Below are 26948 nucleotides of genomic sequence, written 5' to 3' on the forward strand. Positions count from 1 at the left end.
GCTACCGCCCGCGCGCGTCGTCAGTCGCGCGGACCGCCCGCCACGTAGATCACCTGACCGGAGACGAACCCCGCGCCCTCGCTCACCAGAAAGGAAGCGGTGTGCGCGATGTCCTCGGGACGCCCGACTCGTTGCACGGGAATCTGTGCGGCATTGGCCTTCTGGAAGTCGTCGAACGGCATGCCGACCCGCTCGGCGGTGGCCGCGGTCATGTCGGTGACGATGAATCCTGGTGCGATCGCATTGGCGGTCACGCCGAACTTGCCGAGCTCGAATGCGAGGGTCTTGGTGAATCCCTGCATGCCTGCCTTCGCCGCGGCGTAGTTGGCCTGGCCGCGATTGCCGAGCGCGGAGGTGCTCGACATGTTGACGATGCGGCCGAATTTCTGTTCGACCATGTACTTCTGGACCGCGCGGGTGAGCAGGAACGCGCCGCGCAGGTGCACGCCGAGCACCGAATCCCAGTCCTCGACGCTCATCTTGAACAGCAGGTTGTCGCGCAGGATGCCGGCGTTGTTGACCACGATGGTCGGGGCGCCGAGTTCGGCTTCCAGTTGGGTCACCGCGGCGGCGACCGATTCCTCGTTCGCCACGTCCGCGCCGAGCGCGACCGCGTTACCGCCCGCGTCGGTGATCGCGCTGACGGTGTCGGCGCAGCTGGCGGCGTCCAGGTCCAGCACGCCGACGGCCAACCCGTCGCTCGCCAATCGTTTCGCCACCGCGGCGCCGATTCCGCGTGCGGCACCGGAAACTACTGCAACTCGCTCGGCCATGAGCACATCCCTTCGTCGGTCGGACGTCGAACAAGTCTTACCGCACGGTGCGGCGGGGCGCCCCGCGCCGGTCCGATTTCGCCGCATTATCGACCAAGCGCTTGCTACGCTGGCGAGGATGATCTCCACGGTGGTCTGGGGCACCGGCAATGTGGGCCGGGCCGCCATCCGGGCCGTCGAGGCCCATCCCGCGCTAGCCCTCAGCGGGGTGCTCGTGCACGATCCAAAAAAGGTCGGAAGGGACGCGGGGGAGCTGAGTGGTCTCGATCGTGTGCTGGGAATCGCGGCCAGCGACGATATCGCCGCGACACTGGCCGCCGGCCCGCGCGCGGTGGTGTACGCGGCCTCCGGCGATATCCGCCCGGACGAGGCGCTGGCCGACATCGTCCTGGCGATCCGCGCGGGCGCGATCGTCGTCAGTCCCGCGCTGTATGCCCTCTACGACCCGCGCAGCGCACCCGCCGAGGTGCGTGACCCGGTGCTCGCGGCGATAGCGGACGGTGGCGGGTCGCTGTTCGTCTCGGGCGTCGATCCCGGCTGGGGTAACGATGTACTTCCGCTGCTGATGAGTGGGCTCGGCGGGACGATCGAGTCGATCAGATGCCAGGAGATCTTCGACTACTCCACCTATGACCAACCCGATTCGGTCCGCTATCTGGTCGGCATGGGTCAGCCGCTGGATTATCAGCCGCCGATGCTCGCGGCGGGCGTGCCGACCATGGTGTGGGGCGGGCAGATTCGGCTGATGGCGCGCGCGCTCGGTGTGCGGATCGACGAGATTCGCGAGACCTGTGATCGGCGGCGATTGGACAACACCGTCGCTACCGCGTCGATGGGGGAGTTCGTCGAGGGCACCCAGGGTGCGGTGCGGTTCGAGGTGCACGGCGTGGTCGACGGCGAGTCGCTGCTGGTGATCGAACACGTCACCCGTATCCATCCGAGCTGCGCGCCGGACTGGCCGACACCACCGAACGGCGACGGCGCGCATCGGGTGATCATCGAGGGCAGTCCACGCGTCGAGGTCACCGTCGAGGCCACCGACGAAGGCGGCAATCGGGCCGCGGGTGGGAACGCCACCGCGGTAGGACGACTCGTCTCGGCCATCGACTGGCTCGCCGCGGCCGAGCCCGGACTCTACGACGCGGTGGACGTCCCGCTGCGCCCCGCGTTCGGCAAGCTGGGAAGGAGACCACGATGATCATCGATGTGCCGGAGGGCAAAGACCCGATCGGCTATGTGTGGGGCGAGATGGTGCCGGGAATCGGTGTCGCCGCCGGGAAGTTCTCGATGTCGGTGTACGCGCACTCGACGCTGGGGCTGCGCGAATTCGAGGCGGCCAGGCTGCGTATCGCGCAGATCAACGGCTGCCTGTTCTGCCAGGACTGGCGCACCGACCGCGAGGGAGTCGAGGTCGAACCGGAATTCGCCGATGCGGTGACCGCGTGGCGCACCACGGACGCCTTCGACGAACGCACCAGGCTCGCCGCCGAATACGCCGAGCGTTACGCCATCGACCATCACCACCTCGATGACGAGTTCTGGACCCGCATGCTCGCCGCGTATACCCAGGCCGAGGTGGTGGAACTGAGCATGAGCATCGGTTCCTGGCTGGCCTTCGGACGACTCAATCGCGTCCTCGGTCTCGACACGGCGTGTGTTCTGCCGGGACACGCGACCGGCAGCCATTCGTGAATCACGGTCGGTAGCAGGCGATCTCCCTGCCGCTACCGACCGATCCGCACTACCGCGATGATGTGCGAGGCCGCTCCCAGTTCGTCAGCCAGCGCAGTGCCCACTCGGCGGGCCCGTAGCGGTGCGTACGCGTCCACCAGACGCTGGCCAGCAACTGTCCGACGAAGATCACGAACGTGAGCACCAGCAGTCCTGGGGGCGATACCTTGCCCGCGAGGCTGAATCCGACACTGGTGAACAGCACCAGCCCGATCAGTGCTTGGAGTAGGTAGTTCGTCAACGCGATACGGCCCGCTGGTGCGAGTGCGCTTCGTAGCCAGGCGAATCGGGTGCTGTGCATAGCACGCAGCAGGGTCGCCGCATAGGCGGCGGTGAGCAGTGGGGCAGTGGCCACGCTGATGAGGGCGGCGGTGCCGTTACCGTCGCCGCCGAGTAGTGCGAACGTCACCGCGCCGAGTAGACCGATCGGGAACCCGATTACCTGGAGGCGCCGCAGAATTGGTTCGGCGCCGGTGAGATTCGCCAGGAGCTGGCGTCGTCCGGCCACCATGCCGAGCAGGAACATCGCCAGTGCCGTCGGGCCCTGCATGGTCAGCGCCTGCAGGACCAGTAGTGAGAGGCCGTCGAGGTGTTGGCCGACGATGTCGCCGAAGGAACCGAGCATGGCTTGGTTCTGCGCGAGGGAATTCGCCAGCGCCTCCGCGTGATCGGGCAGCAGGGTCGTCGGGTCGAACATGAGCACGCTGAGGATCATCAGGCCCAGTACCACGGCGTAGAGGATGCCCGCGACGCGCAGCGCGACTCGGTCACGGACGCGGAACATCGCCAACAGTGCCAGACAGGCCACGGCGTAGGTGGTGAGCACATCACCGCCGTAGAGCAGCACGATCTGTCCGGCGCCGAGCAGGAACAACCCGAGTATGCGCCGCAGCATTCGCGGCACGAACTCGGCACCGGCGCGCTGGGCCGCATCCATCTGCAAGGTGAAGCTGTAGCCGAAGAGGAACGAGAACAGTAGGTAGAACTTCATCGAGAACAGGACCGACACCACGAAGCGCGCCGCCTCGTCGAGCCAGGATCCGTAGGCGGGATCGTTGATCAGATTGCTGGGAAAAGCCGAGGCCATGAACGTGATGTTCACGGCGAAGATGCCCAGGAGCGCGAATCCGCGCAGCGCGTCGACGTCGTGGACGCGGGCGGTTCTTCCAGCCCGAACAGTAGGTGCGGTATCGGTCACGACTAAAACTATAAGCCATATACTTTCTCACGTATAGTTTTAGATTCGTACCGCCTACGCCCGCACCGGTCGACGACAGCGAGAATCGAGCCATGCAGAGCGACGAGATCCCCGCCCCGTTGCGCAGACTGTGGCGACTGCCCGACCCGCCCGTCCGGGTGGGGCGACCGTCGAACCTCGACGTCGATACCGTTATCGCTGCCGCCGTCCGGCTGGCCGACGAGTACGGACTCGACGCGGTGACCCTGCCTCGGGTAGCCAAGGAGATCGGCGTCACCGCCATGTCGCTCTACCGTTACGTCGGCTCGAAAAGTGAACTGCTGCAACTGATGCTGGATGCCGCCACCACGCCGCGCGCGCCAGAGTCGGAGCCGGACGGTGCCTGGCGCACCGGGTTGCGAGACTGCGCGCTGGCCCTCTGGGAGCTCTATCGCTCGCGTCCATGGCTGCCTCGGGTGCCGATCGAGACCGCACCCTCGGGTCCGCATCAGCTCGCGTGGCTCGAACGAGTGCTGGCGACGCTGTCCTCCAGCGGACTGGGCTGGGGCGAGAAGATGATCGCGGTCATGTTGGTCGGGGCGCACGTCCGTCAATCGGTCCTGCTGACCCAGGACCTCACGACCGGAAGGCAGCCGGACGAGCAGCAGTCCGAAAGCGAATACCGCTACGCCCTCGCGATGCGCGAACTCGTTGACCCGCAACAGTTTCCGGAAGTATCGGCGATGTTCGCCTCCGACGTGTTCGCCGAATCCGCCGTTCCCACCGAAACCACCGAGCGTGCCGATTTCGAGGCGGGGCTCGAACTCGTCCTCGACGGTATCGCGGCACGGATCGCCGCGAACAAGTCGCGAGATTCCTGACCGACCGCACCCCGGGTCGAGCGACGCCGAGTCGCACGAAGGTCACCGCGTTCGCGCGGCGTGGCGGGATTCCGCCTGCCCCGAGCTGTTTTCGATCCCGACAAAACCAGCCCTTGACAGTTTGTGAGCGCTGCCACAGAATTGGCCGAACCAATTTGGTTAAACCAATCTGAGGAGGCGAGAGCGTGGCCGACCCACTGGAGAGTCTGGTTGTGCGACTCATCGAGCTGAGTGCACACACCGAGGGCGGCGCGCGCCGACTGCCCCCCGAGCGGCAACTGGTCGAGAAGCTCGAGATCAGCAGGGGAGCGCTGCGCGAACAGCTCGCCATGCTCGAGTACCTGGGCGTGCTGCGTCGTCGCCAGGGGCACGGCACCTATCTCGACGTGCCCGACGCCTCGCTGTTTCGCACGTCGTTCACGCTCATGCACCGACTCGGCTACCTCAGCACCGCGCAATTCGTCCAGGCCAGGGAGATGGTCGAAGAAGCGATCGCCGCACAGGCCGCGCTGGAGATCACCGACGACGACCTCATCGAACTGCGTGCGATCGTGGACAAGATGGTCGCGCGCACGGCCGCCGGTGACCAGGAAGGCGCGTTGAACGCCGACCTGGAGTTCCACAACTACCTGTACGAGACCGTCGACAATCCGGTGTTCAACATGATGAACGAAGGGCTGGGCACCGTACTGCGGGAAAGCATTCGCGCCCGGCGCTGCCTCGCGGTCGACATCGAGCACACCGACGCCGATGGCGCGATCAACACCGACACGGTGCACTTCGGCATCGTCGACGCGCTGGCCACGCGCGACCCCGAACTGGCACGCGCGGCCATGCACAAGCACTTCATCGACTTCTCCGCGCTCAGCCTGCAGGCGCGCACCGAGACAGGAACACAGTCATGAGCACGCTGGCCTTCGTCGGGCTCGGCGCGATCGGCCTGCCCATGGCCTCGGTCCTCGCCGCGTCCGGCCACACCGTCATCGGTGTCGATCCGATGCCCGCTGCGCGCGAGCGGGCCGCCGATGCCGGAATCACCGCCGTGGACAGTATCCGCGCCGTCGCGGCGACGGCGGATGGCGCCGAGGTGGCCACCGTGCTGGTCATGGTGGCCACCGGCGATCAGCTCGACACCCTGGTCACCGAGGCGGGCGCCGCCGTGCGCGGACAGACCTGGATCGTGATGTCGACCGTCGGCCCGGAATCGGTGACGGCGGCGGCGCGACGACTGACCGCCGCCGGTGCGACCGTGCTCGACGCGCCCGTGACCGGCGGTGTCGCACGCGCGAAGACCGGCGATCTCGTGCTCTTCGCCGCCGGGTCCGCCGCCGACCTCGCACACAACGATGCGCTCCTGCGCACCCTCGGCACCCCTCGGACAGTCGGGGACACCGTCGGTGCGGGGCAGTCGATCAAGGTCATCAACCAACACCTGTGCTCGGTGCACATCGTCGCCGCGGCCGAGGCCCTCGACCTGGCGCGCCGCCTCGGTCTGGACCCCGAGGGTGTGCTCGACCTGGTTCAAGACGGTGCCGCGGGTTCGTGGATGCTGTCCGATCGCGGTCCGCGCATGCTGCTCGGCACCGACGCCCCGGTGACGAGCGCTATCAGCATCTTCGTGAAGGACAGCGGCCTGGTCGCCGAGGTCGCGGCCGAGGCGGCGGCGTCGGTTCCGTTGCTGGACGTCGCGCGCGGGAAATACCTCGACGCGGTCGAGCGGGGCCTGGCCGCCCGCGACGACAGCCGCGTCATCGAAACCTACCGGTAGGCCGTTCCGTGCCGCCGCTGTCTCCGTAAGAAACGACGAATCATGTCTGCTCACAAACTCATCCAGCCCGACGACGCGGTCGAACGCGACGCGGAAGCGACGCGGGACAACCCCGCCGCCGTGTCGCTGGCCTCCATGATCGGCTCGGCCGTCGAGGCCTACGACTTCTTCATCTACGGCACCGCCGCCGCCGCGTATTTCGGCAGTGTCTTCTTCCACGCGGACGAGCCGATCGTCGGTGTCCTCGCCTCCTTCGCCACCTTGGCCGTCGGCTTCCTGATGCGACCGGTCGGCGGATACCTCGCCGGTCATTTCGGTGACCGAGTGGGCCGCAAGGCGGTGCTGTTCTGGTCGTTGCTGATCATGGGGGTCGGGACGGTGACGATCGGCGTCCTGCCCACCTACGGTCAGGTCGGCATCATCGCGCCGATTCTGCTGATCCTGTTGCGCATGGTGCAGGGTGTCGGATTCGGTGCCGAATGGGGCGGTGCGGTCTTGATGGCCGTCGAACACGCACCCCAGCGGCGTCGAGGATTGTTCGGTGCGATACCGCAGATCGGCATCCCGCTCGGACTGCTCCTGGCCAACGGCACCTTCCTGGTGTCGAACGCGCTCTTCGACGGCGACTGGGTATGGCGAGCGCCCTTTCTCGCCTCGGCGGTGATGGTGGCCATCGGCATCTACATTCGACTGGGCATCCAGGAATCGCCAGCCTTCGAGGCCGTCAAGTCCAACAATGCGATCGTCGAACGTCCTGCGCTGCAGGTGATTCGCACCGACTGGCGAGTGATCCTGAAGATCATCGGGTTGCGCCTGGCCGAAACCGGCGGCTACTACATCGCCACCAGCTTCGTGCTGTCGTATATCGGGCTCGCGGCGTTGTCGTCCGAAACCGACGTACTCATCGGCACCCTGGTCGGTTCGGCACTCGGTGTCGCGAGCCTGCCCCTGTTCGGGGCGCTCAGCGATCGGATCGGACGGAAACCGGTGTTCCTGATCGGGTCGGTGTTCACCATCGTATTCGGGTTCCCGATGTTCCTGCTGATCAACACCGGTGCGGTGATCATGGTGGTCGTCGCGGTGGCGCTGGCGCTCGTCCTGAGCCACGACCCGATCTTCGCGGTCGAATCCAGTTGGTTCTCCGAGCAATTCCCGGCCAATGTGCGCTCGTCGGGCATCTCGCTCGGCTACAACGGCGCCTCCGTCGTCGTCGGCCTCATTCCCTTCCTCGCCACCCTGATCTACGGCGCGTTCGGATGGGGCGGTCCCGCACTGCTTTTCGTCGTCCTCGGCGTGATCTCCACCGCCTGCGCGTTCTTCACGCCGGAGACCGCGCCGGTCGTCCTCGCACGCAACACTTCCGACTGACCTCGACCGCTAGGAAATTCATCATGACAACCCGCACCGTGTCCGACAACGGGCCTCGTCTCGATCCGGTCGACCCGGTTCGTGTACGGCGGTTGCGCGAAGCCGCGCTACGCATTCGACACAACGCACTCACCCAGGCCGAGGTTCAAGGCCAGGGGTATATCGGTCAGGCCCTCGACCTCGCCGACGTGCTCGCCGTGCTTTATCTCGATCAAATGAAACTGCGTGCGGCAGAACCGGAATGGGAGGAGCGGGATCGGTGCCTGCTGTCCGTCGGTCACTACGCGATCGCGCTGTACGCGGTGCTTGCGGAAGCGGGTTTCCTGCCGCTGGAGGAACTCGACACCTACGCCACCGACGAATCCCGGCTGCCGATGTCGGGAATGGCGGGCTACACCCCCGGCATGGAGATTTCCGGCGGTTCGCTCGGACACGGACTCGGGATCGCCGTCGGCAAGGCATTGGGGTTGCGGCGCAAGGACAATCCCGCGCACGTCTACACCATTCTTTCCGACGGCGAACTCGACGAGGGGTCCACCTGGGAGGCGGTGCAGGCCTGCGTGCACCTGGAACTCGACAATGTGATCGCCGTGGTCGACATGAACAACCAGCAGGCCGACGGTCCCGCGCAGTCGGTGCTCGGCACCGAACCGGTGCACGAGAAGTTCGCGGTCAACGGGTGGTACGTGCGTCGCGTGGACGGCCACGACATTCCCGCGTTGATCGAGGCGTTGGCGGATCTGAAATCTCATCGCGGCCACCCCAAGGCGCTGATCTGCGACACCGTCCTCGGCAAAGGTGTCCCGATGCTGGAGACCCGCGAAAAACTGCACTTCATGGCCGTCGCCCCCGAGGAATGGGCGCTGACCCACCGGCAACTCGATGAAGGGTTTCAGGCATGAGCGCCACCACGAACACCCGCAAGCGGCTCACCTCCGACGCGATGATCGCCTCGATCGCCGACTCCGACCGGGTGGCCCGCGCGCCGTTCGGGCACGCGCTGCTCGCCGCGGCGCGGCGTGATCCACGGATCGTCGGCCTGTCGGCGGATCTCGCGAAATACACCGATATGCACATCTTTCGGGACGCGATGCCGGACCGCTTCTATCAGATGGGCATGGCCGAGCAGGTGATGATGGGCGCCGCAGCCGGACTCGCCGAAGAAGGCTTCGTGCCGTTCGCCTCGACGTATTCCGTCTTCGCCACGCGCCGCGCCTACGACTTCCTCTGCCTCGACATCGCCGAACGCATGCTCAATGTCAATATCGTGGCCGCGCTTCCCGGACTCACCACGGGATACGGTCCAAGCCATCAGGCCACCGAAGACATCGCGATCCTGCGCGGCATGCCCAACCTCACCATCGTCGACCCCTGCGATTCGGTGGACATCGAACAGGCTGTGCCACAACTCGTGGCCAGCGCGGGGCCTACCTACTTGCGGGTGCTGCGTGGTGCGGTGCCGACCATCCTCGACGAATACGACTACCGCTTCGAGCTCGGCAAAGCGGCCGCGCTGCGCACGGGTCGGGATGTGCTGCTGATCTCGTCCGGGCTGATGACAGGACGCGCACTGGAGGCGGCCGAGGCGCTGGCCGCCGACCGCGTCGATGTCGGTGTGCTGCATGTCCCGACGATCAAACCGCTGGACGAAGCGGCGATCCTCGCCGCGGTCGCCGAGGACCGGCTGATCCTGACATTGGAGAACCACTCCGTTGTCGGCGGGCTGTTCGAGTCGGTCGCCGCGCTGCTGGTGCGTTCGGGGGTGGGTCGCAGGGTGACGCCGGTCGGCTTGCCCGATGAATTCCTCATCGCGGGAGCACTTCCCACGCTCTATGACCGCTACGGTGTTTCGACGACCAAGATCATCGAGCGGGTGCGCGCGTTGCTGTGATCGCCGCGACGTCTGGTCGGGGCATGCGGGATCGACGGGACGCTAGGGTGCGGTGGTGATTTCCGGCAGCACTACGGCAAGCCAGGTGGCAGTGGGAGAAGGTGGCGGTGCGATGAGTGGGATCGGTATCGATGTCGAGCGTGCTCGGTACTGGATCGAGCGGTGGGATCGGCAGCAGGAGCACTACATGCCCGATCGGGAGCAGCGCTTCGAGGTGATCGGTGATGTGCTGATCGAGGTGCTCGAGCGTGCCGATCCGCTGATCGTCGATCTCGGTGTCGGCCCAGGAACGCTGTCGGACCGATTGTTGTCCCGGTTGCCCGAGGCCACCGTGGTCGGGGTCGACGCGGACCCGCTGCTGCTCGCGCTGGCACAGGCCGACCTGGGTTCCCCGCGCTTCCGCACGGTGCATACCGATCTGCGCGAGCGTGATTGGCTCGACCGGCTCGAACTCGACCGTAAGCCCGATGCTTTCGTGAGTACGACGGCCTTGCACTGGATGAACCGTGACCCGCTGCGTGCGCTGTTCACGGCGTGCGCGGGCGCGCTCGCGCCGGGTGGGGTCTTCGTGGACGGCGACCACCTCTACGAGGGCGACGCGGCACCTCGACTCGACGCGCTCGGCCGGGCCATGACCAGTCGGCGCGGACAACGCGCGGGCACCGCTGACGCCGAGGACTGGCGCCAGTGGTGGGAGGCGGTGGAGAACGCGCCCGAACTCGCCGAACTGGTGCGGCTACGCGGCGGCGGCTTCGACCACACCGTCGATGATCGCCCCACGGCCGAGGACTACCTCACCTTCGCGCGCGGCGCGGGTTTCGCCGAAGCCGGTTTCGTCTGGCAATACGGTGACGACCGGCTGATGGTCGCGATCCGATAGGTCCGTCGACCAGACATGACGAAACCCCTCGGGCGAACGGCTGCTCGAGGGGTTTTCGTCGCTTGCGGGGAGTCATTGTGCGGTAGCGATACCCGCCACACGGGCTCAGCGGCTAGTAGCGACCGAACGCCAGCGCCACATTGTGGCCACCGAATCCGAACGAGTTGTTGATCGCATACTCGATCTGCTGACGGCGCGCCTCGCCGTGCACGATATCCAGGTCGATGTCGGGATCTTGATTGTCCAGGTTCAGCGTGGGCGGAACGATCCCGTCGCGGATGCTGAGCACGGTGAGGATCGACTCCAACGCGCCGACCGCGCCGATCGAGTGGCCGAGTGCGGATTTCGGCGCGTACACCGATGCGTGGTTGCCGACGGCCTTGGCGATCGCGTTCGCCTCGGCGGAGTCGCCGATCGGGGTCGCGGTCGCGTGCGCGTTGATATGCGTGATGTCCTGCTTGGTCAGCCCGCCGGTTTGCAGCGAACGTGTCATCGCGCGGGCCGCGCCATCGCCCGTGGGATCGGGGGCGACGAGATGGTAGCCGTCGGAGGTGATGCCCGCGCCGAGCAACCGGGCGTGAATGGTGGCACCACGAGCCTTGGCGTGCTCTTCGGTCTCGATGACCATCAGGGCACCCGCTTCACCGAAGACGAATCCGTCGCGGTCTTTGTCGAACGGCCGCGACGCCGCCTTCGGATCGTCGTTGCGGGTGCTCATCGCGCGCATCATCGTGAACGCCGCGATCGGCACCGCCTCGATGTAGCCCTCGACGCCACCGGTGACGACCATGTCGGCGTCACCCATCGCGATCATTCGCCATGCGTTGGCGATCGCCTCCGAACCCGACGAGCATGCCGAGACCGGAGTGACCACTCCCGCCTTGGCTTGCAATTCGAGACCGACAACGGCCGAAGGGCCGTTGGGCATCATCATCTGGACGGCAAGCGGCGAGATCTTGCGATACCCACCGTTTTTCAACTTGTTGTCGGAGTCGGTGAGCGCGTCACCGCCACCCTGGCCGGTACCGATGGCCACGCCGAGGCGTTCCTTGTCGACCTCGGGACTTCCGGCATTGCGCCAGACTTCCCGGCCGAGCACGGTGGCCAGGCGCTCGACGTAAGCCATTCGTCGAATCTCGACTCGGCTCAACAGCGAATCGGGCTTGACCTTGAGATGCCCGCCGATACGGACGGGAAGTTCGTAGTCCGTCACGAACGGGTCGTCGAGCACGTCGATCCCGCTCTCGCCGTTGAGCAGGCCCTTCCACGTCGCGTCGACGTCACCCGCGATCGACGTGGTCGCCGCCAGACTTGTCACTACGACGTCGGGAAACCGACCGTCGGCAGCAAACACATTCCCCACTTGGCCTCACTCCTACTCGGCATCGCTCCGGAACTGGTCAAATGCGTAGACCGTCACCCGCACGCCGGAGGCGTCCGCGCGGGCGGATGGTCGATCCGCCCGAATGTCGTGACTCGGGTGGATGCTGTGACTCGGACCAGTGCGTTCCAGATCCAGTGCGTTCCAGATCTTGTTCGGAGCAAAGCATACCGGCGCGTAACAAAGCCACGATGTCAGCCGCTACGAACCTGCGGACCGCTCTTTGTCAGAACCCTCCAGTTGTGCTCGTGCGCTGCGCCGATAGGCGCGCCGACCGGTCTCGGCGGTCAATTCTTGTGTGCGACGGCGAACAGGCGTCGGAACGGAAACCAGGTGCTGGTGTCCTGATTCGGGGGATAGGCGGCGCGCAGCCGGGGTGCGAGTTCACCGCGGAAGCGCTGCCAGTCGGTGTCGTCGAGGACCGCGCGAATCGGTCGCAGCGCGGTACCGCTCACCCATTCCAGGACCGGGTCGGGGCCGGACAGGCGTTGCAGGTAGGTGGTTTCCCACACGTCGACGGTGACGTCGCCGGTGGCGAGGATCGTGGCGTAGTCGGCGGGGTCGGGGACGGCGTCGCCGCCGCGCAATTCGACGTCGTCGAGGCGGTCGCGCCAGCGTGGTTCGGCGGCGAGCGCGCGGAGCTCGCGGTGCGAGGGCGCCTCGAAGTTGCCCGGCACCTGCATCGCGAACCATGCGCCGTGCGGTAGCGCGTCGAGCCAGATGCGCAGCAGGTCGCTGTGCTCGGGGACCCACTGTAGGACGGCGTTGGACACCACGACGTCGGTGTCGGGTTCGGGCACCCATTCGCGCACATCGAGCACGCGTGCGTCGATACCGCGACCTCGGGCGGCCTCGACCATCTCGGGTGCGGAGTCGACGGCGTCGAGGTGCGCGTGCGGCCATCGCTCGGCGAGTGTCTCGGTGAGATTGCCCGGCCCGCATCCGAGGTCGACGACCCTGCGTGGTGTGTCGGTGTCTATGCGGGCGATCAGGTCGAAGAAGGGACGGGCGCGGTGATCGGTGAAGGCGAGGTACTTCTTCGGATCCCACATGTGGTCGCACTCCTCACCGTACGGGCGTAATCGGTACGAATGTACTGTATTCCTGGCGATGCGGTAAAAATGTTGTGCGGCAAGCTATTTGGAGCGTCTCCGCCGGTTCCGGCGGGAGCGCGGTACTCGTATAGTATTTGCCTCGACTGTCCGCCTTGTCGGACGCCTCGACAGCTGTTCCCGGTGTGAAGGTGAGGAAACCCGCATGTCCGTGCTCGACAAGTTTCGACTCGACGGTCGCGTCGCCATCGTCACCGGTGCCTCCTCCGGCCTCGGTGTCGCCTTCGCGGCAGCCTTGGCCGAGGCTGGAGCCGATGTGGTGCTGGCAGCGCGCAGGATCGACCGTTTACAGGAGACCGCCGAACTGGTGCGCGGCGCGGGGAGGCGTGCGCTCACGGTCGCGACCGATATCGCCGAACCCGAGCAGTGCGCGGCGCTCGTCGATGCCGCCGTCGCGGAATTCGGGCGGGTCGACATCCTCGTCAACAACGCGGGCGTCGGCACCGCGGTCCCGGCGACCAGGGAGACTCCCGAACAGTTCCGTTCGGTCATCGACATCAATCTCAACGGCTCCTACTGGGCCGCTCAGGCGTGCGGCCGGGTGATGGGCTCGGGCAGCAGCATCATCAATATCGCCAGCGTCCTCGGGCTCACCACGGCGGGGTTGCCGCAGGCGGCCTACGCCGCGAGCAAGGCGGGCATCGTCGGGCTGACGCGCGACCTGGCGCAGCAGTGGGGTTCGCGCAAGGGAATTCGCGTGAACGCCATCGCGCCGGGATTCTTTCGCTCGGAGATGACCGACCAATACGATCCCGCCTACCTCGAGAGCCTCGCTCCGCGCATCGTCGCGGGCCGGATGGGTGATCCCGAAGAGCTCGCCGCCGCCGTGGTGTGGCTGGCTTCCCCTGCTGCCGGGTATGTCACCGGGCAAACCATCGCGGTGGATGGCGGGTTCACCATTACGTGATGTCGGCTGGCTGCTCGAGTGGTTGCCGATAGCGAAAAGCGTACCGACGATTCATGATTCACGACTCATAGCGATATGGCATCGTTGAGGGATGCTGATCGGATACGGGGTGTGGATTTCGCGGCTGGTACTCGGTGCGGTCTTCGGTCTTTCGGCGGTGGGTAAGCTGACGGATCTGCCCGCGACACGGAAGTCGGTGGCGGACTTCGGCGTTCCGATCCGCTGGGGACCGTCGATGGCGATCGGATTGCCGGTCGTCGAAGCGGTGGTCGCGGTGGCGGTCCTGTTTCCGTGGACGGCGGCGTTTGCCGCGTTACTCGCGGTGTTTCTGCTCGCGGTGTTCACCGCGGCGATCGCCCGGCTGCTGGCGCGCGGGAAGCGGCCCAGCTGTTCGTGTTTCGGGTCGGTGAGCGAGAAGCCGATCGGCGTGCGGACCGTCGTGCGCAATGCCATGCTCGCGGCGTTGGCCCTGGTGGTGGGCGTCGGCGCGGTGGTTCACCCCGAGGTACCCGGCGTACTCGCGACCGACGCGGTGGGTGGATTGCTCGCGCTCGCGGTGCTGAGCACCGTCGTGGTGTGGTTGTTCGGTCAGGTGCACGCATTGCGTCGACGGGTGGACGCGCACGCCGTGTCGGCACTCGGCGCCGAGGGATTGCCGGTGGGCGCGGTCGCGCCCGAGGTCGAGTTGTTCGATACCCGGGATGTGCGCACAACGCTGGAATCGCTACTGGTGCAGGGGCGTCAGGTGTTGCTGGTGTTCGTGCATCCCGGGTGTGAGTTGTGTGCGGCGCTGGCTCGTGAGCTGCCCGCCTGGCGTGCACGCACCGTCGACGTGCTGACGATCGTTGTCGTGGGCAACGGTGATGCGGCTGAACAGGATCGGTGGGGTCGTGAGCAAGGGATCGGTGAGATGCCCGCGCTGGTGCAACGCGGGAACGAGGCGGCGTTGCGGTATCGCGTGCGCGGCACGCCGTCGGGGGTTCTGATAGCCGCCGACGGACACGTCCTCGCGCCGGTGGCACGCGGAGCAATGGCGGTTCGGGATCTGATTCTCTTGGCCAAGAAGGGTGTTCGGCAGTAAACCGACGCGCGACGCGCCATGGTGTCGGACAACGTCTCTCGAGTTTCGGCGCGTCTGGGTTCTCCGGGTCGGTTTTTTGCCTGTCAAACGGACCGACTATTCAAAGCGATTGTCGCATAATGATTTTCGCTCGGAAGGGCTAGCGGGCGAACCGACGGGGCCGTTATGATCGAGGCGCTCGGTTTCGTTTCCACCAATCAGTGTCGCTAGACCTCACTCGATCAAGGGGATTCATCATGGCTGACTTCGCTTTCACCGACTACAGCGGCAAAGAGTTCGTCATCAGACTCACCAATGAGCAACGGATCGAAGAAGCTCGTCGAATCCTCTCCGGGGAAGAGCAGATGTCCATCCATGTGATGGGTCGGATCAAGAAGAAGCGTGTGGAGTACAACCCGCAGTGGAGTTTCCATCTCGACCCCGACACGATCACCTTCTTCACCATGGCGATTGAGGTCTGCGACTCGAGCATTCAGTACACCGAGGATTATCTGGACGAGGCGTGCGGCGCGTTTCTGCCCGGTTGCTTCTGGTGTCCCTGGTCCTCGAAGCTGACCAGGGAACTAGTCGCCGCGACCAGCTAGGACGGTGAGGCCGAAGCCGGTGTATCACGGATAGTGTTGTGACACATCGGTTTCGGTCGAGCATCGGCTCAGGCGATAAGCGCGTGCATACTGGCATACCCCAGCAGTGCCGCACCGAGCCCGGCGACTACGCTGACGCCGATATACGTGCCCGCATAGAAGTACGCTCGCTGCTCGGCCAGCCGCAGGGCCTCGTAGCTGAAGGTGCTGTAGGTGGTGAGTGCGCCGCAGAAGCCGGTGCCCACCAGTGCCGACACCGGGTGGGCGACCGCCGCGCCGGTCAAGCCGCCGAGAATCAAGCAGCCGATCAGATTCACACAGAAGGTGCCCCACGGGAAGAGGCTGTCGTGACGGGCCTGTACCGCGCGGTCGGTGAGGTAGCGGGCCGGTGCGCCGACGGCGGCGCCGACGAAAACGAGAACGACGGTCACGACCTACCTCGATATCGAATGACGCGGACCTCGTCGATGACGACGGTGCCATCGGCGATGACGTCATCGAGGCGGGGCAGGAAGTTCTGGATGCGCTCCTCGATGTCGACGATGGTCACGACCACCGGCAGATCCTCGGTCAGATCGAGCAGGCGGTTGGTATGAATGACCGAATGATCGCCGAAGCCCTCGCAGCCGCGCACCACCGTCGCACCCGCCAACCCCGATTCTCGTGCGCGGCGCACGATTTCGTGGTGCACGGGTTTGTGGTGCCAGAGATCGTCTTCGCCGACGAAGATCTGTATTCGGACCGCCGATTCCGTGGTTCTCATCGCTGTACCCTCCTGATCTTTTTGCGCAGGAACGTGATTCGCGCGCAGGTGACGCCGAGGAAGACGGCGACCAGCGCGCCGAGCAGGGTGGCGAACAGATACACCAGGCCGGTGATCGCGGCGCCGGGTCGGAGCAGATCGTGGATCTCGACGGTGTAGGTGGAAAACGTGGTGAACCCACCGAGCAGGCCGGTGCCGAGGAAAGGGCGGATGAGGCGATGTGCCGACCAGACCTCGGTGACCAGGACCATGAGGATGCCGATCGCGAAGCAGCCGCTGAGGTTGGTGCAGAAGGTCGCCCACGGGAAGTGGCCGGGTGCGGTGGGCATGGCCTGGGTGATTCCGTAGCGGCCCAGTGCGCCGAGGCCACCGCCGAGTGCCACGACCGCCAGTACCGCGCGATGTTCGCGGAACAATTCGCGGCGTTGGTCGGGGATGCGCAGGTCCACATCGGGATCGGTGGGGTCGGTGGCGGAGAGTTCGGTCAACGGACGTGCTCCTACTCGAACGGCGAATAGCTGGTCAAGTAGGGACTGTTGGCGAACTCGGTCGCGGTTGTCCGAAAACGGAATGGCGAGCCCCACCGCCATGTGCACTCAGCCTAGTCGCACGCCGCGGCGCTCGCGACCGGTGGTGGTACTCGTCGTGAGCGCCGCGGGGGCGATTGCCGCGCGGGGCGGGAAAGTGGTGTCAGTACGCGGAGTCGACGTTGTCCATCGAGCCGTAGCGGTTGGCGGCGTAGTTGCAGGCCGCGGTGATGTTGGCGACCGGGTCCCAGATGTCGAAGGGGGTGCCGTCGACGTGGTAGGCCTCGAAGGTCGGGTCGATCACCTGGAGCAGGCCCTTGGAGGGGATGCCGGCGGCGGCGTTGGAGTCGCTGAGGTTGATGGCGCCGGGGTTGCCGCCGGACTCGCGCATGATGTTGCGGTGGATGCCCTCGTAGCTGCCGGGAATGTTGCGCGCGTGCATGACGTCGAGGGCTTCGTGGATCCAGCCGTCGAGGTTGTTCTCGTAGGCGGGCGCCGGCGCGGGCGGGAACGGCAGCGACGACAGCGGCGGCAGGCCGGGGATGTCGGGCAGGGGCGGCAGACCCGGGATGGTCGGGGCGTCGATCGCGGCGGGCTGATCGGCCGCGGCGACCCCGGTGGAGCCGACGATGATGGCGCTCGCGGCGGCAAGTGCGAAGGGGATGCCACGACGCAGCGAAGGACGGCGGCTGGGAAGACGGTGTGCGGGCATGCGAAATTCGATTCCTTGATCGTGCGTGGCGGCCAGGACGGGGCAGCACGGATTCACGGCGGGCGACCCCGAGGGGACTCGCCGCGAACGGCGATGTGCTGTTTTCCGGTGCGGTTGTGGGGTGCCGAGGGGTCTGGATGCCCCTGGCGCACGACGTTGTCTCGGGCTACCGGCGTGGCGTGGCGGGTAGCTGTCGCGCTGGCGGGTGAACAGGTCCGCCGCGGTCAGTTCCGAATATGCGTGGACTGTTTCTCGGGTTTTCCGAACTTCTGGTCTGTTCTTGGACCGATCGCAGTTTGATCACGGAAGATGAACTGCGGGTTAATCAAGTCTGAACGAAGAGTGCGTCCGATCTTGAAAACACCAGGTGGAATCGATGGATGACGGTCGTATGCGGGGGTTCTGCCGCTAAACCTTATGTGATGCAGCGCACATAATTTCTGCGGTGCGCGACTACCACGTGAGATCCGAAGGAACGCGTGACCGAGGGTCGCGCAAGGTGGCAGTGTCGAGGGCGAAGGGCGTCGAGGGCGAAGGGCGTCGAGGGCGAAGAGCCCAGCGCCACGCACCAGACAGCGGAGAGCGGAGGAATAGACGTGTCGAATCGCCGGGACGCTCGCGGCGACGACCCCTTCGGCGGTCGCCGTCCGACCAGTCACGAACGGGCGGCGGGGCGGCCATGGAACGCGTCGTACGCCGACGGTCCCGCGCCATGGGATACCGGTGCCCCGCAGCCCGCAGTGGTGCGGCTCGTGGCCGACGGGGTGTTCTCCGGGACGGTCCTCGACGCCGGCTGCGGCACGGGCGAGAACGCTCTGTGCGTGGCGGCACTCGGAATCCCGGTGCTCGGCGTCGACGTGGCCGAGACGGCATTGGCGATGGCGCGGGCGAAATCCGAGCAACGCGCGCTCGCGGCCGAGTTCGCCTGGGCCGACGCGCTACGGCTCGACCGCCTCGATCGCACGTTCGACACGGTGCTCGACTGCGGCTTGTTCCACACCTTCGACCGCACCGAACGCGCCGAGTATTTGACGAGCCTGGCGGCCGTCAGCGCTGCGCGGACAATGCTCTACCTGCTGTGCCTCAGTGACCAAGGTTCGGCGACCGGCCCGCATCCGGTGGCACGGGAAGAACTGTCGGCCGCCTTCGACCTCGCCGAAGGGTGGCGTGTCGTCGGGATCGAGCCCGACCGGATTCGCACCAGATTTCACGACGAGAACGGCGCACCGGCTTGGCTGGCTACCGTCGAGCGGGCGACGTGATCGGCTGCGTGCCGAGGATTTTCGTTCGTGTCGGCCGATGCGCCGCCGAGACCAGTAGCGGTCCGCACATCCGGGGGCGGTAAACGGGCGGCACGCATCCGCGCTTCGTGTTCGGAATCGAGTGGGCCCACCCCTCAGCACGGCACAGCGGAGAACGGGAGTCGCGCGCGATTGCTGCTGCGCCGGGGTCGCGCGACGGATCAGCTGACCCAGGGGGTGCGGGAGCAAGTGCGGGAAGCGTTGTGCGCCGGTGCTATTGCTTGCGGGCGGCCTTTCGGTCGTGTGCGGCAACGGCGCGGACATACGCGCGGTGCAGCAGTTCGCCCACCGCGTACTCGGTCGCTGGTCCTGGATTGACCACGGCCACCCAACCCGCCGAGGCGTAGGTGGGGTGTGCGATGACGGTGTCGTCGCGCACCGGCTGTGGCGTCGGGTTCGACTCGCGCGGGCCGTATCCCAGGCACGCACGGAATTCCTCGGTACCGACGGCGACGTTCAGTCGGAACGCGTCGGGCCGGTCCAGTCGGCAGTCGGTGTCGCCGGGATAGTCCTTGGTCACGATCGTCGCGAACGGTTGCGTCGCCTCGGGCATCGATCCGTTGGGCGCGTAATAGAAGAAGGTGTCTCCCCAGGCTATCTCCGGTGTGCCGTCACCCTCGGTCGGTTGGACGGCCAGCGTGGCTTCGCGGCTCGCTACCAGGGCGAGGATGTCATCAATGCGCATGTGTTCAAGCGTGTCATTGAAGTGCTTGTGGCGACTTCGGTGGCCGAATGGTCGAATAAGGGCGTGGAAAGTCGCCACTCGGGCTCGCAGCGGGCCGAACCCTCCATGCGCACCGCGCAGGTCGCCGGTCGGGTCGGGTATTCGGTGCAGCAGGTGCGCAATCTCGCGCGCGACGGCGTGCTGCCACCGGTGCGGCGTACCGATTCGGGCTATCGCCGCTACGGCGAGGTCCATGTGCGCGCGGCGTTGGCCTACCGCGCGCTCGCTACGGCCGTGGGGCCCGTCGACGCGAAATCCTTCGTGCGCGCGATGCACGAGCAACCGGTGCCACGGGTGCTCGCGCTCTTCGATCACGCACATGCCGCGCTGGACCGCGAACGCGATGACCTGCGCCGCACGCTGGCCGCCGTCACGACGATCTCGGCCGAACCGATCGCGCCGGCGCAGGCCCGCGATTCGATGAGCGTCGCCGAACTCGCGACCGCGCTCGGTGTGCGGACTTCCACGTTGCGGCACTGGGATACGGAAGGTCTCGTAGTTCCCGATCGGGTTGCCGCCCAGGGGATTCGACGCTATTGGCCGACCGATGTGCGGGACGCGCGCATCGTGCACCAACTGCGCGCCGCCGGTTACCGCATCGACGCACTGCGCACGCTGATGCCGCAGGTGCGCGCGGCCGGTCGTCTCGACCAACTCGCCGCCGCACTCGCCACCCGCGACACAGCCCTGACGGTGCGTTCGCGCGCACTCCTCGAGGCCGCCGCCGAATTCGTCGCCCTCCTCGCGCTCGTCGAGGACGACGATCGCGACGGCGAAAGCCCGGTCAATGCAGCAGCTTCAACCCGATGACACAGCCGACGATGCCCAGCAACAACAGGATCTTGGGCAGTGAACTCGACTCCGCTCCGGTCACCATGGCGTAGACGACCGTCAGTACCGCACCGATGCCGACCCACACCGCGTACGACGTGCCGACCGGCAGCGTGCGCATGGCGTAGGCCAGCCCGGCCATGCTCGCGAGCAGTGCGATCGCGAAGGTCACCGACGGCCACAAGCGAGTGAATTGTTCGGACTTGCCCAATGCGGTCGCCCACACGGCCTCGAGCACACCGGAGAAAACGAGCACGATCCACGACATGATCACACCTCCCAGAAGCGCCGTCTTGTCGCACACCGGGTACGGCACCGCTCGTCCGGGAGATCCCGATCAGGACCTCAGTGCCCGAGTATGGCACCGCCCGGCGGGTCGCGCATCCGTGCTCGATGGTGGGATCGGTCTCCAGATCGACTGGTCCGGAATTGGGTGTGCACCCGTTGTCGCGAGTAGTGCGCGAGTGTGCTCGCGGTACTTCGGTATCGGTTGTCGAAAGTGGTTGAAGCGGCATCGACTGCGCTGTAGGGAGGCATGCGAGCGCTGGCGGCGACTCGCGCCGCGACTGTCGAGTCGGCCGAGCCACGCTCGACTCGACAGCGTCGACGCGTCGCAGCGGCTACCGATTGCGACCAGCCGGGAACGCGGCGTTACCGGCGAGGTCGCGAGCGTGCGGCCACCGGTCGATACCGCGGTTATCCGATCGTTCCCGCTGCGCGAAGGACCGCCAGGTCGTCGTCGGCGTAGCCGAGTTCCCCGAGCACCTCGTCGGTGTGCGTGCCTGGTCGACTCGCACCACCCCACCGGACGCCGCCTCGCGTCGCACTGAGCCGGGGAACGACGCCGACGCCTTGGGGCGGGATCGGATCGAATCCCTCCTCGCCTTCGTCGATCGAGGGATCAACGTGCTCGACGAACAAGCCGCGCGCGAGGAAGTGCGGGTCCGTCATCACCTCGGCGACCGTGTTCACCGGGCCGGTGACGACGCCGTGGCGGTTCAGTAGTTCGGTCAGTTCGGCGGCGCGGAGACCGGCGGCCCACTCGCCGATCATCGCGTCGAGTTCGTCCTGATGGGTGCCGCGTGCGGTGTGTGTCGCGTAACGGGGGTCGTCGGCGAGTTCCGCGCGACCCATCGCCGCCGCGAGGCGTCGGAACACGGTGTCCTGATTGGCGGCGATGATCACCCACAGCTGGTCTCGGGATCGGTACAGATTCGACGGCGCGATCCCGTCGAGTCGGGTACCCGAGGGCTGGCGCACGTGGCCGGTCTTGTGGAAGTCGGGAATTGTCGACTCCTGGACCGCCAGGGCGGCCTCGGTGAGCGCGGTGTCGACGACCTGGCCGCATCCGGTGCGTTCGCGCGCCAGCAATGCCGCGAGCACACCCTGGTAGGCGAACAGGCCGGCCAGGCTGTCACCGATCGACAACGCCATGCGCGGCGGTGCCTGTCCGGGAAAGCCGTTGAGGTGACGCAGGCCGCTGATGCCCTCGGCGACCGACGCGTAGCCGGGGCGTTCGGCGTACGGCCCGGTCTGCCCGTAGCCGGATACCCGTGCGAGCACCAGTCGCGGGTTGAGGTCGGCGAGCACGTCGTAGCCGATGCGCCACCGCTCCAGGGTGCCGGGACGGAAGCTTTCCACCACCACGTCGGCGGTGGCGACGAGTTCGAGAAACAGCGCGCGCCCCGCCTCGACGCGCAGGTCGATGCTCACGCACCGCTTGTTGCGCGCGTGCACGGACCAGAAGTACTGGTTGCCACCCTCGGCCTGTCCCCAATCCCGCAGCGGGTCGGGACGATTCGGTGCTTCGATCTTGATGACATCGGCACCCATGTCACCGAGGAGTCGACCGCAGTAGGGTCCCGCGATGAGTGTTCCGAGTTCCAGCACACGGAAACCGTCGAGTGCTCCGGGTGTGGTCATGCTGCCTCCTGCGCCCGTCGGCCGGGCGGTGTCCGCGAATCACACTGTGGTTGACCACGAGATGGCTGTCAAGCCAACTTCCACAAGGTGGGACACCCTGGTGTGCAGGGGGATTCGCGGATCCGCCGCGACGAGGCAGGGGCGGCCGAGGGGCACGCGAGGTGGGCAGACGTGGCGGCGGTTCGACGGTCAGCCGCGCGAACTCGGCACGCGACGGCAGATCGTAGGCCGACGCCGCGACGTGTTCGAGGCCGTCGAACAGCCCGCGCGCGGCGCCGTGCGCGCGGGCCCGCGTGAGCTCACCGTGAAGGCTCGCGCATATCCACCTTCGCGGGGCTGATCGTCTGGGCTTCGAAGCGAGCGATGGTTTCTCGGAGCAGTTCGGTCGCGCGCTCGGGTGTCGCGGCTCCCGCGTAGACGCGAGCGTCGATGTCGGCGGCATCGGGGTAGACGGCGACGCTGGTCTGCTCGTCGGGTTCGGTGCGGTCGGAGAAGATCGCCGCGGGCGGTTGGATCTCCCAGGTGTGCGTCGTCGCCGACCGCAGCGCCTGGGTCATATGGATCGGCCGCCCCTGTGCGCCGTTGGTCAGCGCCCCGGCGGATTCGTCGACGGTGACCCACGGGCTCACGGCCCGACGAAACAGGCGCCCACCCTGCGAGTGGTACTGCGCCGCGCGTTTGCGCGCCCACCGCTCGGCCTCCGGCGCGTCCTCGGTGGACTTGAACCCGTACGGTATCGCGCGCTCGTCCTCGGAATAGCCCCACTCGGTGAAAACGGGTTCGTCGCTCATCGGATCGATCCTCCCTCGTCGAACGCTCGGGTGCCGTGCAACGAACTTAGCCCCCGCGACACCGTTTGGGGGCGTAGACGCAGGTCGAAGCTGTGATATCGAGTCGCCCGCGCGGGTGGAACGCGAGGTCCGAACGCAGCCTGCGCAGGGATTCGCGGATCACCGCGGTTTCGACGGTCTCGGTGTACGCGGAGGTCGACCTCGTCGTCGACCAGCCCATCCCACCGAGCACGCCGGACAGCGCCGAGACCGATCCCACCGACCGCACCGCCTCGGAAGAACAGGGCCGGACCGCACCGATCCGGCCGCATCCCATTCCGCCCCTCCGACGGACCGCTTCCCGAAGCACTGTCTGCGCGGCCCGTCCCGCGCTCCCGCGCGGCAGCTCATGGAATGGAGATCGACTCGGGGGAACCGACCTGTCGCGGTGTCGCCCTCGTCCTGGGAACCCGCGGCGGCGGGACGGGGAAGATCGGGTCGTCGCTGTGCTGCGGTGGTGCGCGATCACCAGAAGGTGGCCGAAAGCCCGTACCTGGCAAGCACCCGCGACACGACGTCGGCGAGTTGGTCGGTATCGGTCAACGCAGGGGCTTGAAAGCCGTTGATACGCAGCGTGATCGAACCGACAGACGCGTTGAACAGGGCATACAGTGTGCCGCCGCGTTCGGCGAGGACGCGCCGAGAATCGAGGCTCTGATCGACGAGGCCCAGCATGATCGCCGTCGCGGGCGCGCCGTCGATGCGCAGCACCTGAGGATCGAGTTCGCCGAGATACGAGCACACCGTGCGAACCGGATCGGCCGCCACCTGGCGCGCGAGCATGCCGTGCAGGGAGCGCGGCAGCGCCACGGCGACGGGGATGAGCGGGGGCACCGCGTTCGCGCCGGCTCCGGCAGCGGTCAGCTTTGCCTTGATCGCCGCGCGGAGTGCGCTCAGATCCGTTGACAGCTCGTCGGTGCGGGCGATCTCGAAGTCGATCGAGGTCAAGGCATTGGCGCGCGCGTCGTCGGCGGCGCGGGTAGCGACCGGCATCATCATCTCGACGCGGTCGTGCTCGTTCACGCGCCCGATCTCGGTGGCGATCGAGGCCAGAACGGCGACGGCCAAGGTAGCGGCCGTGCCGTTGCGTGTCTGTGCGGCTTCGTGCCACTGCGGTGCGGGAATCGTCGCGGCGATCGTCGGGACGCCCGCCCCGCGGTCCGGCTCGACGTCGTGGCGTGCGGTGCGTCGTCGTGGCGCGTGCAGCAGGAGCCGCACCGCCAAGATCGCGGCCAGCCACAGCCGGGTCCCGCGCCGGGCCGTGGCACGAATATCGCTGCACACCAATCGAAATGGTCCGTACTCGTCCGAGGGGAAGCGCAGCTGCACCCGCTCGTCGGCCACCGCCGCCGCGATCGCGGCGCACAACGCGCCACCGTCGGTGACGGTGTGCGAGACGAGCAGTGAAACCGCGGACCGGCCGTCGTCGAAGTTGGCGCTCGACAGCCGCCATGTCGGCCCGCCGAAGGTCTGCAACGGGGCGCGCGCCTGCTCGAGGATCCACGCCTCCAGGTCCGCGGCGGGCAATGGCGTAGTGGTCGTCCGCAACGGCGCGAACCGCGTGCGCGCACTCCACCTGTCGCCCGCCGCGGGAATGATCGAATGCGCGACGGTGCGCGCGAGCTTGCCCGCACACAGCGCCGCATGAAACCGCGTGAGCGTCGCCGTGTCCACCGCGCGGTCGTAATGCCAGACCGCCTGGATCGCTAATGTCCCGCCCAACGCGGCGTGCCCGCGCGCGCTGACGCAGTCGATGTCATCCAGTCGATCGGTCAACGGGGGCTCCTGCCGAGACGGGCGGCACCGAACCGGGTAGGGCCGAGGCCACGACGACAACATGTGATCCACGCCACTGGTGGTGGATTATCGACTTAGTCGCTGGCGGGACCGAGCGCGTTACGCGATGCCGAAATCCTTGATCTTTCGGTAGATGGTGGCGCGGGACATGCCGAGGGCGGCGGCCGCCTCGGCCTTGTTGCCGCCGTTGTCTCGCAGGTTACGGACGATGGCGTCGCGTTCGAGGGCCTCGATCTGGCTGAGGCGGCGGCGGGTCAGCGAGCGGCATTGGGGTGGGAGTTGGTCGAGTTGGATCGTGCCGGAGCGTTGCCGGGCGGTCGCCTCGGCCAAGACCTGACGTAGTTGGGCGACGTTCCCCGGCCACGGCAGCTTACCGAGTTGGCGCATCGCATCGGGGGCGAGGCGAATGTCGGCGCCCCTGGTGAGTTCGTGCAGCAGAAAGGGGACGAGGTCTTCGAGGTCCTCGATCCGGTGGCGCAGGGCGGGCAGGCCAACGGTATGGGTGAACAGCGGCAGGAGCAGCGCTTCGATCGCGGGTGCGGGGATGGTCGAGTTCATGGTGGCCGCGATCCAGCCGCGGCCCGCGCACGCCTGCAAGACATCGGCCAGCGCGGGCAGGACGCTGGGCGGGAAACGGTCGAGATCGGCGAGAACGACGGTGAAGTCGTTGTCCGCGGTTTCGGCGCGCAACGCGGCGGGCAGGTCGTCGGCGACGGCGCGATCGCTGGCGCGCAGCACCCGAACCATGCGGTCGGGTCGCAGGTGCGCGGCCACTGACTTCGCGAGTTTGCTTCGGCCGGAACCGGTTTCGCCGTCGAGTACGACCCACTCGCGGTCGCGGCAGCAGCGCTGCACCTGCTGACAGCTGCGCTGCCACGAACTGCTTCGCCCGACCACGCCCGGCAGGGTGGCGATCGCGGGTCGACTCGGGCGGTGTCCGGTACGGTCGGCGTCCAGCTGGACGTGCAGTACCACGCTGCGCCCGCCGGAGCGGACCGTAAGATGCTCGACCGCAGACACTTTCGCGTTTCCGCCGCTGGGGAGCAGCCCGACCATGGTGTCGACGGTGCGCTGCTGGGCCAGATCCATGGAGTGTTCGAGCAATGCGACCTGATCGTGGGCGTCCAACGCCTGGCGCAGGTACTGGTTCATCAGCACCACGTCGCCGCCGACGGCGATCACCCCGAACGGGTAGCGACGGCATTGGCGCAGATACGCGGCGAGCAGCGCGGTTTCGGCCTGGCTGGCCATCGTGCCGAGGCGGTCCTCGATCTGACTGCTCGCGCTCTTGGCGAGGCTGAGCAGCAACGGGTCGGATCGACTCGCCCAGCAGGTGAGGTCGATGACGCCGAGCACCGAACGCGTCATCGGGTGGCGGATGGGCGAACCCGCACACGACAGCCGCCCGAGGGCGCCGAGATAGTGCTCGCCGCCGTCGATGTAGGTGGGACTCGCCGTCTCCAATGTGGTGCCGATGCCGTTGGTGCCGACGAAGTCCTCGGCGTAGCTGTATCCGGGTGCGAGCTGAACGCGGTCGAGCAGGCGGCGCATCGTGGGGTCGGAGGAGAAGCGTTGCAGCACAAGCCCGTCCGATGAGGTGAGGACCACGCTCACGGACTCGGCGGCGAGATCGTCGGCGAGGCGGCGCAGTACCGGCGCAGCGGCGTTGGTCAGCGGTGAGTCGAGGTTCGGATCGCGCACGTAGGGCAACTCGACCTGATCGGGGTGGATGCGCAACGCGTGTGCGCGGCGCCAGGATTCGCGCACGGTCGGGCGGATCGGAAACTCGTCGAAAGACGCTGTGCTCAGAAATGTTTCGCGTGCTCGGCGCAGGCGCACGACGGCATCGGCGTGCGGATCGGTCATGGGTATCACCTCGATACTGACTGGCTCCGGTCCACGGTAGACCCGTCTCAGTATGAGACGCGTCTCACATTGAGACCGGCGAACTATTGCCCCCGTTGTGTCATGGATCACAGGAAATCTGCACAGTCCTACCGCATCAG

The 26948-nt window shown here is 66.9% G+C and carries 29 protein-coding genes and 1 riboswitch; of the genes, 14 read left to right on the forward strand and 15 right to left on the reverse strand.

Going from position 1 to position 26948, the window contains the following annotated elements:
- Positions 1-20: 20 nt before the first annotated feature.
- Entirely contained in the window at positions 21-773 is a 753-nt protein-coding gene (gene fabG, locus ABEA50_RS20985) for a 3-oxoacyl-ACP reductase FabG (protein ID WP_345497294.1), read from the reverse strand.
- Positions 774-891: 118 nt separating this feature from the next.
- Between fabG and ABEA50_RS20990 the strand changes: the two genes are divergently transcribed.
- Together ABEA50_RS20990 and ABEA50_RS20995 are read left to right on the forward strand one after the other, a co-directional pair.
- A complete protein-coding gene (locus tag ABEA50_RS20990; RefSeq protein WP_345497295.1) occupies positions 892-1971 on the forward strand; it encodes an NAD(P)H-dependent amine dehydrogenase family protein in 1080 nt (359 codons plus the stop codon).
- On the forward strand, positions 1968-2465 hold the full coding sequence (locus ABEA50_RS20995) for a carboxymuconolactone decarboxylase family protein (protein ID WP_345497296.1): 498 nt from the start codon (positions 1968-1970) through the stop codon (positions 2463-2465). Before ABEA50_RS20990 ends, ABEA50_RS20995 begins: the two co-directional genes overlap by 4 nt.
- Before the next feature lie 49 nt (positions 2466-2514).
- Here the strand turns inward: ABEA50_RS20995 and ABEA50_RS21000 are convergent, their stop codons facing one another.
- Entirely contained in the window at positions 2515-3702 is a 1188-nt protein-coding gene (locus tag ABEA50_RS21000) for a DUF418 domain-containing protein (RefSeq protein WP_345497297.1), read from the reverse strand.
- A gap of 92 nt (positions 3703-3794) precedes the next feature.
- On the opposite strand from ABEA50_RS21000, the gene ABEA50_RS21005 reads away from it, so the two are divergent.
- The 7 genes from ABEA50_RS21005 (at position 3795) to ABEA50_RS21035 (ending at position 10469) form a co-directional block, all read left to right on the forward strand.
- Entirely contained in the window at positions 3795-4562 is a 768-nt protein-coding gene (locus tag ABEA50_RS21005; RefSeq protein WP_345497298.1) for a TetR/AcrR family transcriptional regulator, read from the forward strand.
- A gap of 185 nt (positions 4563-4747) precedes the next feature.
- The gene (locus ABEA50_RS21010) at positions 4748-5467 is read left to right on the forward strand and encodes a FadR/GntR family transcriptional regulator (RefSeq protein WP_345497299.1); all 720 of its coding nucleotides are present in this window, start codon (positions 4748-4750) and stop codon (positions 5465-5467) included.
- Positions 5464-6330, forward strand: a complete 867-nt coding sequence (locus ABEA50_RS21015; protein WP_345497300.1) for an NAD(P)-dependent oxidoreductase — start codon at positions 5464-5466, stop codon at positions 6328-6330. The genes ABEA50_RS21010 and ABEA50_RS21015 overlap by 4 nt, the downstream gene beginning before the upstream one ends.
- Positions 6331-6372: 42 nt before the next feature.
- Positions 6373-7698, forward strand: a complete 1326-nt coding sequence (locus ABEA50_RS21020) for an MFS transporter (RefSeq protein WP_345497301.1) — start codon at positions 6373-6375, stop codon at positions 7696-7698.
- A gap of 23 nt (positions 7699-7721) precedes the next feature.
- Positions 7722-8600, forward strand: coding sequence for a transketolase (locus ABEA50_RS21025; RefSeq protein WP_345497302.1), 879 nt, complete (start codon positions 7722-7724; stop codon positions 8598-8600).
- Positions 8597-9589: a transketolase family protein gene (locus tag ABEA50_RS21030; RefSeq protein WP_345497303.1), complete on the forward strand. Its 993-nt coding sequence runs from the start codon at positions 8597-8599 to the stop codon at positions 9587-9589. Before ABEA50_RS21025 ends, ABEA50_RS21030 begins: the two co-directional genes overlap by 4 nt.
- A gap of 112 nt (positions 9590-9701) precedes the next feature.
- Positions 9702-10469 carry a class I SAM-dependent methyltransferase gene (locus ABEA50_RS21035; RefSeq protein ID WP_345497304.1) on the forward strand — a complete coding sequence of 256 codons (768 nt, stop codon included), beginning with the start codon at positions 9702-9704 and terminating at the stop codon, positions 10467-10469.
- 112 nt (positions 10470-10581) lie between these two features.
- Here ABEA50_RS21035 and ABEA50_RS21040 read toward each other — a convergent pair whose 3' ends face one another.
- Positions 10582-11832, reverse strand: a complete 1251-nt coding sequence (locus tag ABEA50_RS21040; protein WP_425577681.1) for a KasA/KasB family beta-ketoacyl-ACP synthase — start codon at positions 11830-11832, stop codon at positions 10582-10584.
- Between the two features lie 305 nt (positions 11833-12137).
- Complete coding sequence (locus ABEA50_RS21045) at positions 12138-12902, reverse strand: trans-aconitate 2-methyltransferase (protein WP_345497305.1); 765 nt, start codon at positions 12900-12902, stop codon at positions 12138-12140.
- Positions 12903-13107: 205 nt separating this feature from the next.
- Between ABEA50_RS21045 and ABEA50_RS21050 the strand changes: the two genes are divergently transcribed.
- The 3 genes from ABEA50_RS21050 to ABEA50_RS21060 all read left to right on the forward strand — a co-directional run bounded on the left by ABEA50_RS21050 (position 13108) and on the right by ABEA50_RS21060 (position 15534).
- Entirely contained in the window at positions 13108-13869 is a 762-nt protein-coding gene (locus ABEA50_RS21050) for an SDR family NAD(P)-dependent oxidoreductase (RefSeq protein WP_345497306.1), read from the forward strand.
- Positions 13870-13960: 91 nt separating this feature from the next.
- A complete protein-coding gene (locus tag ABEA50_RS21055; protein WP_345497307.1) occupies positions 13961-14950 on the forward strand; it encodes a TlpA family protein disulfide reductase in 990 nt (329 codons plus the stop codon).
- 236 nt (positions 14951-15186) lie between these two features.
- Entirely contained in the window at positions 15187-15534 is a 348-nt protein-coding gene (locus tag ABEA50_RS21060) for a BP74-related protein (RefSeq protein WP_345497308.1), read from the forward strand.
- A 68-nt stretch (positions 15535-15602) separates the two neighbouring features.
- On the opposite strand, the gene crcB (ABEA50_RS21065) is transcribed toward ABEA50_RS21060, so the two are convergent.
- The 4 genes from crcB (ABEA50_RS21065) to ABEA50_RS21080 all read right to left on the reverse strand — a co-directional run bounded on the left by crcB (ABEA50_RS21065) (position 15603) and on the right by ABEA50_RS21080 (position 17536).
- Positions 15603-15965: a fluoride efflux transporter CrcB gene (gene crcB, locus ABEA50_RS21065; protein ID WP_345497309.1), complete on the reverse strand. Its 363-nt coding sequence runs from the start codon at positions 15963-15965 to the stop codon at positions 15603-15605.
- The gene (locus tag ABEA50_RS21070; RefSeq protein WP_345497310.1) at positions 15962-16297 is read right to left on the reverse strand and encodes a DUF190 domain-containing protein; all 336 of its coding nucleotides are present in this window, start codon (positions 16295-16297) and stop codon (positions 15962-15964) included. Before ABEA50_RS21070 ends, crcB (ABEA50_RS21065) begins: the two co-directional genes overlap by 4 nt.
- Positions 16294-16785, reverse strand: a complete 492-nt coding sequence (gene crcB / locus ABEA50_RS21075; protein WP_345497311.1) for a fluoride efflux transporter CrcB — start codon at positions 16783-16785, stop codon at positions 16294-16296. Before crcB (ABEA50_RS21075) ends, ABEA50_RS21070 begins: the two co-directional genes overlap by 4 nt.
- 202 nt (positions 16786-16987) lie before the next feature.
- Positions 16988-17536, reverse strand: a complete 549-nt coding sequence (locus ABEA50_RS21080) for a transglycosylase SLT domain-containing protein (protein ID WP_345497312.1) — start codon at positions 17534-17536, stop codon at positions 16988-16990.
- 596 nt (positions 17537-18132) lie between these two features.
- On the opposite strand from ABEA50_RS21080, the gene ABEA50_RS21085 reads away from it, so the two are divergent.
- On the forward strand, positions 18133-18798 hold the full coding sequence (locus ABEA50_RS21085) for a class I SAM-dependent methyltransferase (protein ID WP_345497313.1): 666 nt from the start codon (positions 18133-18135) through the stop codon (positions 18796-18798).
- A gap of 253 nt (positions 18799-19051) precedes the next feature.
- On the opposite strand, the gene ABEA50_RS21090 is transcribed toward ABEA50_RS21085, so the two are convergent.
- Positions 19052-19522, reverse strand: coding sequence for a DUF6194 family protein (locus ABEA50_RS21090; protein WP_345497314.1), 471 nt, complete (start codon positions 19520-19522; stop codon positions 19052-19054).
- A gap of 105 nt (positions 19523-19627) precedes the next feature.
- Between ABEA50_RS21090 and ABEA50_RS21095 the strand changes: the two genes are divergently transcribed.
- Complete coding sequence (locus ABEA50_RS21095; RefSeq protein WP_425577690.1) at positions 19628-20371, forward strand: MerR family transcriptional regulator; 744 nt, start codon at positions 19628-19630, stop codon at positions 20369-20371.
- On the opposite strand, the gene ABEA50_RS21100 is transcribed toward ABEA50_RS21095, so the two are convergent.
- The 6 genes from ABEA50_RS21100 to ABEA50_RS21125 all read right to left on the reverse strand — a co-directional run bounded on the left by ABEA50_RS21100 (position 20346) and on the right by ABEA50_RS21125 (position 26808).
- A complete protein-coding gene (locus ABEA50_RS21100; protein WP_345497316.1) occupies positions 20346-20660 on the reverse strand; it encodes a DMT family transporter in 315 nt (104 codons plus the stop codon). The genes ABEA50_RS21095 and ABEA50_RS21100 overlap by 26 nt on opposite strands.
- 14 nt (positions 20661-20674) lie before the next feature.
- Positions 20675-20742: riboswitch (guanidine-III (ykkC-III) riboswitch) on the reverse strand.
- A 346-nt stretch (positions 20743-21088) separates the two neighbouring features.
- Complete coding sequence (locus tag ABEA50_RS21105; protein ID WP_345497317.1) at positions 21089-22315, reverse strand: CaiB/BaiF CoA transferase family protein; 1227 nt, start codon at positions 22313-22315, stop codon at positions 21089-21091.
- Between the two features lie 299 nt (positions 22316-22614).
- The gene (locus ABEA50_RS21110) at positions 22615-23106 is read right to left on the reverse strand and encodes a hypothetical protein (RefSeq protein ID WP_345497318.1); all 492 of its coding nucleotides are present in this window, start codon (positions 23104-23106) and stop codon (positions 22615-22617) included.
- Between the two features lie 46 nt (positions 23107-23152).
- Complete coding sequence (locus ABEA50_RS21115; RefSeq protein WP_345497319.1) at positions 23153-23365, reverse strand: hypothetical protein; 213 nt, start codon at positions 23363-23365, stop codon at positions 23153-23155.
- Positions 23366-23610: 245 nt separating this feature from the next.
- Positions 23611-24921, reverse strand: a complete 1311-nt coding sequence (locus ABEA50_RS21120; protein ID WP_345497320.1) for a hypothetical protein — start codon at positions 24919-24921, stop codon at positions 23611-23613.
- 120 nt (positions 24922-25041) lie between these two features.
- Positions 25042-26808, reverse strand: coding sequence for a sigma-54-dependent Fis family transcriptional regulator (locus ABEA50_RS21125; protein WP_345497321.1), 1767 nt, complete (start codon positions 26806-26808; stop codon positions 25042-25044).
- Positions 26809-26948 lie beyond the last annotated feature (140 nt).

The organism is Nocardia callitridis, assembly GCF_039543305.1.
Taxonomy (GTDB): domain Bacteria; phylum Actinomycetota; class Actinomycetes; order Mycobacteriales; family Mycobacteriaceae; genus Nocardia; species Nocardia callitridis.

Bases quoted from the DNA above. Each gene is read 5' to 3' on its own strand.
- ABEA50_RS21050 (WP_345497306.1), top strand. From the start codon at position 13,108: ATGTCCGTGCTCGACAAGTTTCGACTCGACGGTCGCGTCGCCATCGTC.
- fabG (WP_345497294.1), bottom strand. From the start codon at position 773: ATGGCCGAGCGAGTTGCAGTAGTTTCCGGTGCCGCACGCGGAATCGGC.
- ABEA50_RS21070 (WP_345497310.1), bottom strand. From the start codon at position 16,297: ATGAGAACCACGGAATCGGCGGTCCGAATACAGATCTTCGTCGGCGAA.
- ABEA50_RS20995 (WP_345497296.1), top strand. From the start codon at position 1,968: ATGATCATCGATGTGCCGGAGGGCAAAGACCCGATCGGCTATGTGTGG.
- ABEA50_RS21055 (WP_345497307.1), top strand. From the start codon at position 13,961: ATGCTGATCGGATACGGGGTGTGGATTTCGCGGCTGGTACTCGGTGCG.
- ABEA50_RS20990 (WP_345497295.1), top strand. From the start codon at position 892: ATGATCTCCACGGTGGTCTGGGGCACCGGCAATGTGGGCCGGGCCGCC.
- ABEA50_RS21110 (WP_345497318.1), bottom strand. From the start codon at position 23,106: ATGAGCGACGAACCCGTTTTCACCGAGTGGGGCTATTCCGAGGACGAG.
- ABEA50_RS21105 (WP_345497317.1), bottom strand. From the start codon at position 22,315: ATGACCACACCCGGAGCACTCGACGGTTTCCGTGTGCTGGAACTCGGA.
- ABEA50_RS21030 (WP_345497303.1), top strand. From the start codon at position 8,597: ATGAGCGCCACCACGAACACCCGCAAGCGGCTCACCTCCGACGCGATG.
- ABEA50_RS21045 (WP_345497305.1), bottom strand. From the start codon at position 12,902: ATGTGGGATCCGAAGAAGTACCTCGCCTTCACCGATCACCGCGCCCGT.
- ABEA50_RS21100 (WP_345497316.1), bottom strand. From the start codon at position 20,660: ATGTCGTGGATCGTGCTCGTTTTCTCCGGTGTGCTCGAGGCCGTGTGG.
- ABEA50_RS21035 (WP_345497304.1), top strand. From the start codon at position 9,702: ATGAGTGGGATCGGTATCGATGTCGAGCGTGCTCGGTACTGGATCGAG.
- ABEA50_RS21125 (WP_345497321.1), bottom strand. From the start codon at position 26,808: ATGACCGATCCGCACGCCGATGCCGTCGTGCGCCTGCGCCGAGCACGC.
- ABEA50_RS21020 (WP_345497301.1), top strand. From the start codon at position 6,373: ATGTCTGCTCACAAACTCATCCAGCCCGACGACGCGGTCGAACGCGAC.
- ABEA50_RS21025 (WP_345497302.1), top strand. From the start codon at position 7,722: ATGACAACCCGCACCGTGTCCGACAACGGGCCTCGTCTCGATCCGGTC.
- ABEA50_RS21060 (WP_345497308.1), top strand. From the start codon at position 15,187: ATGGCTGACTTCGCTTTCACCGACTACAGCGGCAAAGAGTTCGTCATC.
- ABEA50_RS21015 (WP_345497300.1), top strand. From the start codon at position 5,464: ATGAGCACGCTGGCCTTCGTCGGGCTCGGCGCGATCGGCCTGCCCATG.
- ABEA50_RS21095 (WP_425577690.1), top strand. From the start codon at position 19,628: ATGCGCACCGCGCAGGTCGCCGGTCGGGTCGGGTATTCGGTGCAGCAG.
- ABEA50_RS21005 (WP_345497298.1), top strand. From the start codon at position 3,795: ATGCAGAGCGACGAGATCCCCGCCCCGTTGCGCAGACTGTGGCGACTG.
- ABEA50_RS21080 (WP_345497312.1), bottom strand. From the start codon at position 17,536: ATGCCCGCACACCGTCTTCCCAGCCGCCGTCCTTCGCTGCGTCGTGGC.
- ABEA50_RS21090 (WP_345497314.1), bottom strand. From the start codon at position 19,522: ATGCGCATTGATGACATCCTCGCCCTGGTAGCGAGCCGCGAAGCCACG.